Source organism: Ideonella sp. FW305-24 (assembly GCF_058788035.1).
This window is the reverse complement of sequence record NZ_JBYTAI010000011.1, coordinates 146,013-158,978: the sequence shown is the minus strand read 5'-3', so window position 1 is coordinate 158,978 and position 12,966 is coordinate 146,013. Positions and strand designations below refer to the sequence as shown.

13 protein-coding genes are annotated in these 12,966 nt (G+C 67.3%); 8 read left to right on the top strand and 5 right to left on the bottom strand.

The genetic code is table 11. The annotated features are described in order from the left end of the window. Positions 1-134 precede the first annotated feature (134 nt). Complete coding sequence (locus tag AC3WR5_RS24915) at positions 135-713, top strand: type VI secretion system amidase effector protein Tae4 (protein ID WP_492487942.1); 579 nt, start codon at positions 135-137, stop codon at positions 711-713. Next, a complete protein-coding gene (locus tag AC3WR5_RS24910; protein WP_492487940.1) occupies positions 710-922 on the top strand; it encodes a hypothetical protein in 213 nt (70 codons plus the stop codon). Before AC3WR5_RS24915 ends, AC3WR5_RS24910 begins: the two co-directional genes overlap by 4 nt. Before the next feature lie 439 nt (positions 923-1,361). On the opposite strand, the gene AC3WR5_RS24905 is transcribed toward AC3WR5_RS24910, so the two are convergent. Next, a complete protein-coding gene (locus AC3WR5_RS24905) occupies positions 1,362-1,853 on the bottom strand; it encodes a hypothetical protein (protein WP_492487938.1) in 492 nt (163 codons plus the stop codon). A gap of 345 nt (positions 1,854-2,198) precedes the next feature. Between AC3WR5_RS24905 and AC3WR5_RS24900 the strand changes: the two genes are divergently transcribed. From AC3WR5_RS24900 to AC3WR5_RS24890, 3 genes are read left to right on the top strand one after another with little or no spacing between them, the layout of a single operon-like run. Then, positions 2,199-2,843: a hypothetical protein gene (locus AC3WR5_RS24900; protein ID WP_492487936.1), complete on the top strand. Its 645-nt coding sequence runs from the start codon at positions 2,199-2,201 to the stop codon at positions 2,841-2,843. Continuing rightward, positions 2,843-3,490, top strand: a complete 648-nt coding sequence (locus tag AC3WR5_RS24895) for an RES family NAD+ phosphorylase (RefSeq protein ID WP_141288423.1) — start codon at positions 2,843-2,845, stop codon at positions 3,488-3,490. The genes AC3WR5_RS24900 and AC3WR5_RS24895 overlap by 1 nt, the downstream gene beginning before the upstream one ends. A gap of 25 nt (positions 3,491-3,515) precedes the next feature. Continuing rightward, positions 3,516-4,901 (top strand): FUSC family protein, encoded by a 1,386-nt coding sequence (locus AC3WR5_RS24890; RefSeq protein ID WP_492487934.1) that lies wholly within the window; start codon positions 3,516-3,518, stop codon positions 4,899-4,901. 442 nt (positions 4,902-5,343) lie between these two features. On the opposite strand, the gene AC3WR5_RS24885 is transcribed toward AC3WR5_RS24890, so the two are convergent. The 4 genes from AC3WR5_RS24885 to AC3WR5_RS24870 form a co-directional block, all read right to left on the bottom strand. Continuing rightward, positions 5,344-7,464 carry a beta-galactosidase gene (locus AC3WR5_RS24885; RefSeq protein ID WP_492487932.1) on the bottom strand — a complete coding sequence of 707 codons (2,121 nt, stop codon included), beginning with the start codon at positions 7,462-7,464 and terminating at the stop codon, positions 5,344-5,346. 47 nt (positions 7,465-7,511) lie between these two features. Beyond that, the gene (locus tag AC3WR5_RS24880; protein ID WP_492487930.1) at positions 7,512-8,609 is read right to left on the bottom strand and encodes a proline iminopeptidase-family hydrolase; all 1,098 of its coding nucleotides are present in this window, start codon (positions 8,607-8,609) and stop codon (positions 7,512-7,514) included. Positions 8,610-8,661: 52 nt separating this feature from the next. Then, entirely contained in the window at positions 8,662-10,083 is a 1,422-nt protein-coding gene (locus AC3WR5_RS24875) for an aminotransferase-like domain-containing protein (RefSeq protein ID WP_492487928.1), read from the bottom strand. A 108-nt stretch (positions 10,084-10,191) separates the two neighbouring features. After that, positions 10,192-10,356 carry a hypothetical protein gene (locus AC3WR5_RS24870; protein WP_492487926.1) on the bottom strand — a complete coding sequence of 55 codons (165 nt, stop codon included), beginning with the start codon at positions 10,354-10,356 and terminating at the stop codon, positions 10,192-10,194. On the opposite strand from AC3WR5_RS24870, the gene AC3WR5_RS24865 reads away from it, so the two are divergent. From AC3WR5_RS24865 to AC3WR5_RS24855, 3 genes are read left to right on the top strand one after another with little or no spacing between them, the layout of a single operon-like run. After that, complete coding sequence (locus AC3WR5_RS24865; protein ID WP_141290016.1) at positions 10,355-10,837, top strand: MSMEG_0572/Sll0783 family nitrogen starvation response protein; 483 nt, start codon at positions 10,355-10,357, stop codon at positions 10,835-10,837. The genes AC3WR5_RS24870 and AC3WR5_RS24865 overlap by 2 nt on opposite strands. 9 nt (positions 10,838-10,846) lie before the next feature. Beyond that, positions 10,847-11,839 (top strand): Nit6803 family nitrilase, encoded by a 993-nt coding sequence (locus tag AC3WR5_RS24860; protein WP_492487924.1) that lies wholly within the window; start codon positions 10,847-10,849, stop codon positions 11,837-11,839. Further along, the gene (locus AC3WR5_RS24855) at positions 11,832-12,962 is read left to right on the top strand and encodes an MSMEG_0568 family radical SAM protein (RefSeq protein ID WP_492487922.1); all 1,131 of its coding nucleotides are present in this window, start codon (positions 11,832-11,834) and stop codon (positions 12,960-12,962) included. The genes AC3WR5_RS24860 and AC3WR5_RS24855 overlap by 8 nt, the downstream gene beginning before the upstream one ends. Positions 12,963-12,966: the final 4 nt, after the last annotated feature.

The window sequence follows — 12,966 nt, the reverse complement described above, 5'->3', positions numbered from 1 at the left end:
GTGCCGGACGGCCGCACGTTTTCTGGGCGCCTTGGCGCGAACGGGCAGCTTCCGCGCATCGACACCATTGCCGAAGACCGCTACGAGATGTTCTGGGGCGATCAGGCCCTTGAACAGATGCAAGGCGCACCAGCATGACAAAGACGCTCGTGCAATCCTCAACCGTCAAGACCAACGCACAGAAGGGTTCGGTCTGCCAGGTCAATGTCGCAGCCGTCAAGTTCGCTGCCCTGTGGGCAGCGTATCCGAGCCATGATCCATGCGACGCGAGGGATCAGGACGGGAACAAGCTGTTTTCGAATCAGTGCGCGATTCGTGTGAGCAACGCTTTGAAAAACGTCGGGGTCACGTTCAAGTCGTACCCCGCCAAGCGCAAGTGCTGGGTTCATCCCAACGATGACCACTGCTTGGCCGCCAAGGAACTTGCCGACTGGCTTGAACTGCAGCCCTTCGTCGGCTGCAAGAAGGCTGAAATCATCACCGGCGAAAGCTGGCGCGATCAAGTGGTGGACCGATCCGGCATCCTGTGTTTCGAGGACTACTACACCCCGTCGCATGGCTCAGGCGGCGACCACATCGACCTTTGGAACGGAAGCCGGATGACAGACCTGTCGTCCGGCTTGAGAACCCGCTTTGGCATCGTGATCCCGTTCGGCGTCTGGTCCGATCTGCGCAAAGCAAAGAAGATCCGCTTCTTCCCGGTGGCCGCATGAGGAAGTTGGGCTTCTATGTTCTAGGAATGCTGGGGGGCACGTTGGCTGCCTGGGCCGGGCTGCTGGGATGGGCAGCACTGACCCTGAACCATGGCGATAGCCTGTGGGACCGCAACCCCTCGGCCGCAGACGCCTTTTTCGCGCTGTGGTTCATCCTTGCTGTGGCCGGGGCGGTGATTGCGGAGCGCCTATGGAGGCCCAAGCCATGAACCTGCTTTAGCCAATGACGGCCGTGCGCGTTCGTCACCCTCGTCGGCTCCGTTCAGCACCATTGCTGCGAACTTAAGCCGTAACCCTTGTAGGCCACGTTGGGATGTGGTGTGTTGCGGTTCGGCGGGCGAGGACTGGAGCGACTTGGGACGAAACGCTGGGTCGTCTTGCCAAGCAATGCCAGGACTCCGTCGAAGGTGCGCCGCTGGCTCGTCACCCCGACTTCAAGCGGATGGGAAATGGGAGACCTGCCCCTCGGTTCTCGCACTCGTGCTCGACTCCTCGACTCAGTGACCCTCGACTCGGACCGTAGATATGCAGTCTGTCCCTCGTCGTGATTCATCCACGCGGGCGCAATTCGGCTTTGAAGGAAAAAGGTACCTCAATCAACTGTGGTCATTGACCCGCGGGGAAGTCCCGTAGACCTGTTAGGCACCATCATTTTTCCAGCCTGAAAGTTTCCGCGCCGTACATCCCCGTTTCAACGCCAATCCCACCGTCGCTGGTTCTGTGCAACTTCAGGCCGGCAAACGCGCGCATCGCACTGAGCGGGATGTCGTCCTTCACCGGACTCAAATCGTCAGGATAGACCCCGTGAATCGCGCGGTAGCGTTCAAGCGCCGCCATAGTCGCCTCGTAGGAGACGCTAATTTCGTTGGCGAGTTCGGTTGCCTTTATGCAAGGCTGCTCCTCTCGCGGCAACTTGTTGTGAACGAAACTGCCGTCTTGGCACAAGTCATCATATAAGCGATGCGCCCCCTGCACGCTGCCCGTTGTTTCCAGAGTACGAGCTCTTTCATAGGACTGCCATTCTTCCGCTTCTACGTCGCGGTCGTGCGCAGCAGATCGATATGCGTACGAGGCGAGCGCGGCCAGCACGATCACCAGCGGGCCTACGCTGTAAATCCAAGTTCGAGCAGTCGCTCGCATGGTGGTGCCTAACGCGTTGCATCAGGCACCACAGCGCCTAACAGCGCTGAAGGTGCCTGCGTAACAAGTTTGGTTGGCGTGGGGGCAAATTCTTGATTCATCTGGTTATTCCTCCCTATTGGTTGGCTGCCCATCCAGTATTAAGTTTTCCGACAAAAGCGGCGTCTGTTACAGATTCTGATGACTCGCGGTCGCATTGCCAAGGGAGTGGGCATGTTGCCATCTGTCTTGCGCCAAGCGCCGTCGCGTTGCCTCTGAGAGCACGCGGTAGGCGAGTGGATTTTGCCAATTTTGCTCAAAAAGCCTATGATGATGGCAATGTTGGCAACCCAAGGAGTGCTGCACATGGCGATCAGTTCTACATCCCCTGAGGCGGCGGGCGAGAAGGGTGCGCACCTGGGCGGGCAGCCGGCGCTGACTTGGCCGTTGGCCTTGCCGGCGGAGTTGGATCCGGCCATGGCAGCTTCGCTCACCATGGCGCTGGAGAAGGCCTTGCATTTGATGGTGGACACCGGCCAGCAGATCACGGTGCTCAGCCGTGCGGACCGGCTGGCCGAGTTGGCCACCGGGTTGCTGGAGCCGCAGCTGGAGCTGGTGGAGGACCGGGTTCATCGCATGAAGACGGTCAACGAGGTGTTTGGCCAGGGTGACTGGCTGACGGCCGAGCAGATCAATGCGCTGCAGCTCGATCCGCCTGCCAACAAGGCGCACCCGGCCAGCGACTGGAAGCGGCGTGGGCGCATCTTCAGCGTCAACTACGGCGGCAAGGAGTACTTCGCCCGCTACCAGTTCGACGCGCTCTACCAGCCCTTGCCCATCGTCAAAGAGGTGCTGAAGGCTCTGGGCGAGGCGGCGGACCCGTGGGTGCTGGCCAGTTGGTTCCACTTCCCGAATGGCTGGCTGAATGCCGAGGCGCCCAAGGATTCGCTGGACCATGCGCAGGCTGTGCTCGGTGCGGCCGCAAAACGCCAAGCCACCTACCACGCTTGATGCCGGCCCTGCCATTGCCGGCGCCGCCTGCAGAGGCTGCTTTCACCGTGCTGCCGGTCACGCGGCAAGAGGTGCCGCTCTGGTACCACGTCTACAGCACCCAGCGCTTTTCCCAAACCCACGCCCGCAGCTTCGCCCAAGGCTGGGGCGACACCCGTTTCGCGCCGATTGAGCACGCGCCGGGGGAGCCGGTGCACACCTATTACGCTGCCAGCGACCGCCAAGCCTGCTACATGGAATCGGTGCTGCACGACGTGGTGCTGCAGCCGCCCGGCATGTTCGAGGTCGACACGCTGCGCCACCTGCACCTGGTGACGCTGCGGCTGCCGCCCTCCGTCGCCTGCGTGCAGTTCCACACCCCGTTCCTGCCGGCGCTGGGCCTCAGCCGCGCGCAGCTGGTCGACAGCCTGCCCGCGCAATACCCCCAGACGCGCGCCTGGGCCCAGGCCGCCTACGCCCAATGCCCACAAGCCCAGGCCATTGCCTACGGCTCGCGCCGGCACGACGCGGGCCGCTGCCTGATGCTGTTCAAGCAGCGCCTGCCCGACCCGCCCTTCGAGGTGCTGGCCGAAGAGCCGCTGGCGGTGGGCCCGCGACGCGCCGAGTTGCTGGCGCTGGTGCGGGCGCTCAAGCTGCACGAGGTGTGAAACGCCAAAACACCGGCAAACCGCCATGACCCTGCTCTCACGTTCGCTGAAGGAGGCCATCGTCACCATGCTGGCGGCCCTGGCCACCTTGGGCTGTGCGCTGGCCCTTGCGCCGGCGGCTGGCACGGCGGTGCTGGGCGTGGTGCTGTGCCTGTCTCTCTCGCGCAGCCAGCTGGACCGCGACCGGCGCGGCCGGATCGAAGCAGCCATTGCCTTGCCGCTGGTCAGCCTGGCAGCGTTTGGCGTGGCTATGCTGTTGCATGAACGGCCCTGGTGGGGGGCGACCGCTTTTGTGCTGGTCATCTCGGCGTCCATCTGGCTGCGTCGCTTCGGCGATGCAGGGCGCAAGGCTGGAAGGCTGATCGCGCTGCCGTTCGTGGTGCTGCTGATCACGCCGCACCTGCCGGCATCGCCAGGCGGCCCGCTGCCGGCCTGGTTGCTCACGGTGGTCGTTGCGCTGCTGGCGCTGTTCTGGGTCAGCCTGCTGCATGCGCTGGCGCAGCGGTTGCGCTTCCTGACCAGCTTGCCGCCCGAGCCCAGGCTGCCCGCAGCACCTCAGGCGGGCGGGCTGCGGCCCATTGCCAGCAGCAGGATGGCGATCCAGATGGGGCTGGCGCTGGCGGCGGGCTTCGCGGTGGGGCATCTGTTTTTCGGGCCGCACTGGGCCTGGGTCGTGTTGACTGCGTTCATCGTCGGCAGTGGCAACCAGGGGCGGCTGGACGTGGTCTACAAGAGCGGGCTGCGCGTGCTGGGCGCGGCGGCCGGCACCATGATCGCGCTGGCCGCGAGCGGTGGCCTGGGTGGGCATGACCGCGGCACGGTTGGGCTCATGCTGCTGGCCGTCTTCCTGGGCCTGTGGCTGCGGCCGCTGGGCTACGCCTGGTGGGCGCTGTTCGTCACGCTGGCGCTGGCCTTGCTGCAGGGTTTTGAAGGACTGCCTGCGCAGGACGTGCTGGGCCTGCGGCTGGCGGAGATCGTCATTGGCGCGCTGATCGGCGTGGCTTCGGCCTGGTTTGTCCTGCCGGTGCGTTCGACCGACGTGCTGCGCCGGCGCATCGCGGAGGCCCTGGCCGCGCTGGCCGAGGCCGGTGATCCGGCGGCAACCGAGCGCTCAGCCCAGCCCTTCCTCGCCCAAGTCGCCAACGTGGAAAAGGTGGCGCCGGCCTTCCGTGCGGCGAGGCGGCTGACACGGCGCTGGCACCCGCTGCAGCCTGCCGACTGGGTCGACACACTGGCCGCCTGCCAGGCGCCCGCTTGCCGGATGCTGGCCCAGGGCGAGGCGCCCGGCCAGGTGCGCAAGGCCCTGGCTGCGGCCTGCAAGGCCATGCGCGAGCCGGCGGAGATCGGCCCGGCGCTGGTTGCGCTGCTGCAAGCGCTGGACGCTGCTGCGGCCGTCAAGCCTCAGGCCTGAGCTTCAGACCCGGCCCGCGTCCACGTCCTTCAGGAAGCGGACGCGCGTCGGCCATGCAGGCCTGGTTGTCGTACAGCGCCATGCGCGCGCTGGTTGCGGCCACCGGGATTGGGGTCAGATTCCATTTCCTGTGTGGCCGGCGTCTGGCATGACCGGATTCACTGCGAGCGCCGAAGCGACGACTGAGACACGCGCCGCGCCAATTGATGTTTTCAAAGATCGGGACACAGCCCCCGTTCGGCCTGAGCCCCCCGTTCGGGCAGAGCTTGTCGAAGCCAGCTGTCCTTCGACAAGCTCAGGACGAACGGACAAGGGGCCCTCAGGGCGAACCGGCGAGAGGCACTTCGACGGGCTCTGTGCGAACGGATTCAAAACTGTCTCACTGGGAAACTGATTCAAAACTGTCTCGAATAAGGGTGCCTCAATAGATGCGCTGCCCGATTCAGCTGGGGCTCTGCAGCACCGCCACGCCCTCGGCGTCCAGGTTCACTTCGCTGGTGGTTGCGCCGTCCTCGTGTTGGTCCAGCAACGAGCTCATCGCCGTCGGCAGCCTCACCTTTTGCGGCTGCTGGCCATGGTTGATCAGCACGACCACGCGGTGCGTCGCGTCGCCCCGCACGCAGACTTCAACCTCGGCGGGCACGCCGGGCATCGGCGCGGAGACGGCAGCCTCGCGCAGCCATCCGGCCGTGAGGCGGTCCAGCAGGGCCTCGTCCAGCCAGGCGCCCACGTAGGTGATGCGGCCCTGGCCGACACGGCGGGTCAGGACCGTGGGCTGGCCGTCCAGCCAGCCGTTGGACTTGCCGTAGCGCAGCCGCACTTCGGTTTGCGCGTTGTTGGCCTGCAGTTGCTCGGCCCAGATGCTGGCGCTGCCGGCGGGCATGTCGCCGGCACCTTCGCCGCCGACCACCGGTACCGGCTTGTCCAGCGCGTAGAACTGCGCCACCTTGCCGCCGAGCAGCTCGGCCAGGGGGCCAGGCTGGCGTTGCGGGTGCAGGCCGTTGTCGGCGTTCTTCATCGCGCTGCGCGGGCCGAGCACCAGGTGGCCGCCTTGCGCCACATAGGCCTTCAGCAGGGCCGCCTGCGCATCGGTGAGGACGTTGAGCGAGGGCGCGACCACGAGCTTGTAGCGCGCCAGCGGTGCCAGTGCCGAGACCACGTCGACCACCTGTGCCTGCGCGCGCAGCGGCCGGTAGAAGGCCTTCATTTCGGCCACCGGATCGAACTCGGCCGAGTGCTTCTGGAAACCGAGCGCCCAGCGGCTGTCGAAGTCGTTGATCAGTGCCACGTCGGCCTGCGGCGTGGTGCCGGCCAAGGCCTGGCCGGCCTGGGCGAACTCGGCGCCGACCTGCTGGATCTCGCTGTACACCGGCACGGGCTCGCCGTCCGCACCCACCAGCGTGCCGTGGTACTCCTCCTGCCCGTTGGGTGCCGCGCGCCACTGCCAGTAGGCGACCGCGTCCGCACCGTGGCCGACCGCCTGCCAGGCCATGGCGCGCACCTCGCCCTTGTGCAGCGCCACGTTGGTGGCGCGCCAGTTGACGAAGCCGGGCTGGGTTTCCATCACCCAGAAGTTGCGCTGCTTGTAGCCTCGGGTGAGGTCGTGGCGCGCCGCGTTGTCCACCCAGTCGTAGCGCTCGCCGGCCACGTAGTCGTCCCAGGCGGCAATGTCCAGCGCCTGGTGCACGGTGTAGGCATCGAAGCCGGCGAACCAGCCCATGGTGTTGGTGGTGATGAACTGGCGCGGGTCGGCGTGCGGGCGGATCGCATCGACCTGGTTGATCGAGTAGTCCTTCCAGGTCTCGCTGACGAAGCGTTTCCAGTCCAGCAGCAGGGCCGGGTTCTCGTCGGCCGCGCGCACGGGGATCTGCGCGAAGTCGTTGTAGGTCTGGCTCCAGTAGGCCGTTGCCCAGCGTTCGTTGAGCGCGGCGATGCTGCCGTATTTGCGTGCCAGCCAGGCGTGGAATTGCTGCTTGGCCTCGGGGTCGAACGAGTCTTCGGCGTATTCGTTGTCCAGCTGCCAGCCGACGACATTCGGGTTGTGTCCGTAACGGCGCGCCATCTGTTCGGCGATGGCATGGGCGAAGCCGCGGTAACGCCGGCTGGCGAACGAGAACTGCTGGCGGTTGCCGTGCTCGTCGCGCACGCCGTCTGCGTTCATGCGCAGCGTGTCGGGGTATTTCTGGGTGAGCCACGCAGGCGGCGCGGCGGTCGGCGTGCCCAGCACCACGACCATGTGGTGGCGCGCGGCGGCGGCGATGGCATGGTCCAGCCAGGTGAAGTCGTATTTGCCTTCGCGAGGCGCCATCCGGCTCCAGGCGAACTCGCCGATGCGCACCAGCTTGATGTGCGCAGCCTCCATCAGCGTGAGGTCATGCTCCCATTGCGCTTCGGGCCATTGCTCGGGGTACCAGGCCGCGCCGAGCAGCAGCGGCGGCGCTTCGGCGTAGCGGGTCGCCTGGGCCTGCGCTTGCGGGATCAGCGCCAGGGGCAAGGCCAGGCTCGCTGCCAGCAGCCAGGCGGCCTTTGACAAACGGGCGCTGGCGGCGGCACGTCGCGGCATGGGGCGTTCCTGGTCGGGGAGGTGGCGGTGTTTTGGACGGCTGCCGCTCAGGCGCGTCCCGCGTCCACGTCTTTAAGGAAGCGGATCAATCCGGTCATGTACGTGGCCTGGTCGTCGTAGAGGGCCATGTGGGCGCCATTCGGGCAGTGCAGGTAGCGGCCGCGGCGCACGCGCTTGGCAATCAGCTGCATCTGTGCGGGCTCCATGGTGTCGTGCTGGGCGCCAATGGCCAGCGTGGGCACCTGGATCTTCGGCAGGTCGGCAATGCGGTCCCAGCGTTCGAGCTTGCCGCTGGCGCCCATTTCGCTGGGGCCTTGCATCGGCACGTAGATCTTGCGGTTCAGGCGCGAGAAGCTGCGCAGCACCGGCTCGGGCCACTGGTCTTCCGGCATGCGCAGCACGTGCTGCACGTAGAAGTGCTTCATCAGCAATTCTTCGTACTGCGGGTCCTCGAAGCGGCCTTCCTTCTCCAGCGCCAGGATCTGCTTGAGGGCGCCCTGGTCCATCGCCGGCATCAGCACCTCATGCGCGTAGCGGTTGTACTCGGGGATGCTGGCGACCATGTTGGAGATCACCAGGCCCTTCAGGTGCTGCTGGTGCTGCAGCGCGTACTCCACCGCCAGCAGGCCGCCCCAGGAGTGGCCGAGCAGGTAGAAGTCCTTGGGCCCCAGGCCCAGCGTCTGGCGCACCTGTTCGACCTCGTCCACATAGCGCGGCAGGTCCACCAGCGAAGGATCGTCCGGCTGGTCGCTGTAGGCCGAGCCGAGCTGGTCGCAGTAGATGAACTCGATGCCGGCCTGCGGCAGGAAACTCTCGAAGGCCTCGAAGTATTCGTGCGTGGCGCCGGGTCCGCCGTGCAGCAGCAACAGCCGGATGCGCGGAGCATGGCCCGTGCTGGGCCCCACCCGCTTGGTCCAGACGCGGAAGCTGCCCTTGGGTGTCTGGATGGGCACCATCTGAACGCCGCCGGTTTTCACGGCCGGTGCTGCGGGCTTGCTGGATGCCGTGGCCGCGCTGGCACCCATCGGCAAGCTCAGCCCGGCCAGCGCTGCGGCCGGCAGGGCGGCGACACACAGGCGGCGGACCGGATCAGGCGCTTGCGTTTCGGGCGAGGGTTCGGTGGCGGTGGGCAGGTGTTGTGGCATGACGGAACGACATGGGGGCCAAGGTGCGTCGCATGCTAGCCCAGCACAGGCCTCACGCTGTGCTTGCGTTGACCGCCTCGGCCACCGCCTGTAAGGCCCGCCCGCAGTCGTCCCTCGTCAAGCCACCGCCCAGGCACAGCCTCAGCCCCTCGGGCGGCTGGCGGTCGGTGGAAAACGCACTGCCTGCCACCGCGGCCACGCCCAGCGCCTGCAGGTCCACCGCCAGGTCATGCGCCAGCGCGCGACCATCTTCAGGCACTGGCAGCGGTAGCCAGGCATGGAAGCCATGCGGGTGGGTGCGCACGCCCAGCGGGCCCAGGCGCTCGCGGATCAGCGCGCTGCGCCAGGCGCATTCGGTGCGCACGGCGGCCAGCACGTCCGCACCCAGGCCTTGCTCCAGCCAGCCCGAGACGATGGCGGCAATGAAGGGCGAGGCCATCACCGTGGTGGCGCGCAATGCGCCGGCCAGGCGCTGGGTGGCGGTGGCGCTGGGCGACAGCACGTAGGCGGTGCGCACGCCGGCGCCCAGCCACTTGGACATGCCGCTGACGTAGTAGGTCAGGCCCGGCGCGTAGTCCGCCAGCGCGGGTGGCGCGGCGGCGGGCAGCATGCCGTAGGCGTCGTCCTCGATGATGGGAATGCTGTAGCGCAGCGCGATGTCGGCCAGGCGCTCGCGGCGGGCGATGGGCAGCGTGGCGGTGGTCGGGTTGTGCAGGTTGGGGCAGAGGTAGAGCGCGGCCACGTGCGTGCTCTTGCAAGCGGCTTCGAACTCGTCGGGCAACACGCCGTTGGCGTCCATCGCCAGCGGGTGCAGCTGGATGTTCAGCTGCGCGGCAATCGCCTTCAGCCCGGGGTAGACCATGGCCTCCACGCACAGGCTTTGCCCCGGCTTGACCAGCAGCGAGACCAGCGCCAGCAGCACGCTGTGGATGCCCGGGGCGACCAGCACGCGATCGGCCCTCGCGTCCGGCACCATCGGCGCCAGCCACTGCGCGGCCAGCTCGCGGTCCCGTGCGGTGCCACCGAAGTCCTGGTAGCGCATCAGGTCGTGCAGCGGCGTGGCGGTCACCAGCGCTGCGGCACGACCCTGCAGCGCCTGCATCGCGGGGTGGTCCTCGATTTCCGGCGGCAGGTTCATCGTCATCTCGGCGCCGGTGCCCGCGCGCAGCGGCAGGCCGATGAAGGAGCCGCGCACGTAGGAGCCCAGGCCGGGCCGCGAGGCGATCAGCCCGCGCTCGCGCGCCGCCGCAAAGCCGCGCACGACGGTGGTGTAGTTCAGCTGCAGCACGCCCGCCAGGTCGCGCAGCGGCGGCAGGCGTTCGCGCGGCGCGAGCCGGCCCTGCTGCAAGTCCTCGGCGATCAGCTCGGGAATGAGCTGATAGGCCGGCAGTGCGCTGCCCTTGAGGCGGTGGACCCAGTGCGTGAACGGCATCGGCTTTGGCTGGATGAGCTGCTGCAAGTGTGCCTGCCGCATGGGCTGATTGCATGCGCCGCGCGTCGAAAAGACCGGTGCATCGCGGTGCATGCGCGCCATTGATCGGGTGCCTTGATTGCATGGCGGGCGATGCGCTTTGGTGCAGGGTCACACAGTCAGCAAGGCATGGGCAGCCAACCGGTCGGGCGACGACGCCCCGTTGATCGCATCTTGATCGGGCGCCGTCGAGGCGCCGTGGCACATCCGTCGCAAGAGGAAAGGCGTGACCAGCAGTTGGCTGGCCACCTTCCACCACACGAGGAACACTGTCATGCCGAAAGTCACGCACCCCGTTGCCCACAAGGGCGATTTCCTGGTCGACTATGAAGAGAAGGTCTTCGAGGACGTGAAGGCCGAGCCGGGCGAAAAAGCGCTGGTGACCTTCCACACCGTGGCCTTCGAAGGCTCCATCGGCCTGGTCAACCTGTTGCAGGCCACGCGGCTGCAGCGCAAGGGTTTCGAGACTTCGGTGCTGCTCTACGGCCCGGGCGTGACGCTGGGCGTCAAGCGTGGTTTTCCGAAGCTGGGCGACGAGGCCTTCCCCGGCCACCAGAACTTCAACAACCAGATCACCAAGTTCATCGCCGAAGGCGGCAAGGTCTACGCCTGCCGCTTCGCGCTGCAGGCGCTCTACGGCCACGGCGAAGGCGCGCTGATCGAAGGCGTGCGCCCGATCAACCCGCTGGACGTGCTGGACATCGTGCTCCTCCATCGCAAGGCCGGCGCGTTCATCCTGGACACCTGGACGCTTTGAGGCCGCGCCATGGCTGACACGAAGCAGAAGACCGTGCGCGCCGCTGCCGCGCAGATCGCCCCCGATCTGGACAGCGCCGACGGCACGCTGGCCCGCGTGCTCGAAACCATGCGCGACGCCGCGCGCCGGGGCGTGGAGCTGATCGTCTTTCCCGAGACCTTCCTGCCCTACTACCCGTACTTCTCCTTCGTGCTGCCACCGGTGCTGCAAGGTCCGCCGCATTTGCTGCTGATGGACCGCGCGCCGACCGTGCCCGGCCCCACCACGGATGCAGTGGCCGCCGCGGCGCGCGAACTGGGCATGGTCGTGGTGCTGGGCCTGAACGAGCGGGACCACGGCAGCCTCTACAACACCCAGCTGATCTTCGACGCCGACGGCCGCCTGCTGCTCAAGCGCCGCAAGATCACGCCCACCTACCACGAGCGCATGGTCTGGGGTCAGGGCGACGGCGCCGGGCTGACGGCGGTGGACACGCGCGTGGGCCGCGTGGGCGCGCTGGCCTGCTGGGAGCACTACAACCCGCTGGCCCGCTACGCGCTGATGGCCGAGCATGAAGAAATCCACTGCGCGCAGTTCCCCGGCTCGCTGGTCGGCCCCATCTTCGCGGACCAGATGGGCGCGACCATCCGCCACCACGCGCTGGAAGCTGGCTGCTTCGTCGTCAACGCCACCGGCTGGCTGCACCCGGAGCAGATCCGCAGCATCACGCCGGACGAGAAGCTGCAGGGCGCTTTGCGCGGCGGCTGCCACACGGCCATCGTCTCGCCCGAAGGCAAGTACCTGGCCGAGCCGCTGACCGCGGGCGAAGGCCTGGTGATTGCCGACCTGGACATGGCGCTGATCGCCAAGCGCAAACGCATGATGGATTCGGTCGGCCACTACGCCCGGCCCGAGCTGCTGAGCCTGGCCATTCGCCGCGAACCCGCGGCCACCACGCTGGCCTTGCCGGCTGGCGCTTCGCCCTCTTTCACTGAACCGCTGACGGGAGCTTTCGATGCTTGAACTTGCCAACCGCCCAGACGCCCGTCAACTGATGACCGAGCTGCAGTCCCAAGGCCTGCGCCTGGTGGACCCGAGTGCCGGCGCGGCCAGCCGCCGTGGCGGCGCCGGCCCGTCGGACCACAAGGCCGTGACGGTGGACGGCGTGACGCTGATGGTGCCCGTGCACACCGCCACCGCCTTCAGCTCGCCCTTCGTGGCGGACGCGCCAGGGGCAGATGGCCTCAGCACGCTGCGCCGCGGCCACATCCCCATCGCGCAGATCCAGTTCCCGCGCCAGCCCAGGTTCTACAGCCGGCAGACCGCCGAGGGCGTGCCGTATTCGCACATTGCCACGCTGCACGGCAGCGACGTGCTGGCCACCACGGTGCTGCAGACCTGCATCCGCTACGAGAGCCGGCGCAAGGCCTGCAAGTTCTGCGCAATCGGCCAGTCGCTGGCGGCAGGCCGCACCATTGCCCGCAAGACGCCGGCGCAACTCGCCGAGGTGGCGAAAGCCGCCGTCGAACTGGACGGCGTGAAGCACATGGTGATGACCACCGGCACACCGCCCACGCCGGACCGGGGTGCGGCCATCCTCTGCGAAAGCGCCGAAGCCATCCGCGCCGCGGTCGACCTGCCGCTGCAGGCCCAGTGCGAACCGCCGGACACGAATGCCTGGTTCCAGCGCCTGAAGTACAGCGGCGTGGACACCTTGGGCATGCACCTGGAAGTCATTGGCGAAGACCTGCGCCAGCGCCTGTTGCCTGGCAAGGCCGAGGTGCCGATGAGCCGCTACTGGGATGCCTTCGAGGCCGCCGTCGAAGTCTTTGGGCGCGGCCAGGTCAGCACCTATCTGCTCGCCGGCCTGGGCGACAGCGCAGACACCTTGCTGGCCGCCAGCGAGCGCCTGCTGGCCCTGGGCGTCTACCCCTTTGTCGTGCCCTTCGTGCCCATCAGCGGCACGCCGCTGGAGGACCAGCCTGCGCCGTCTGCCGAGTTCATGCGCGAGGTGCTGGCGCCGCTGGGTGCGCTGGTGGGCGTGGCCGGCATGCGGGCGGGCGACATCAAAGCCGGCTGCGGCCGTTGCGCGGCCTGCTCCACGCTGTCCCGCTACGAAGCGCCCCAGTCACTGCTCGCCAGCTGAGGAG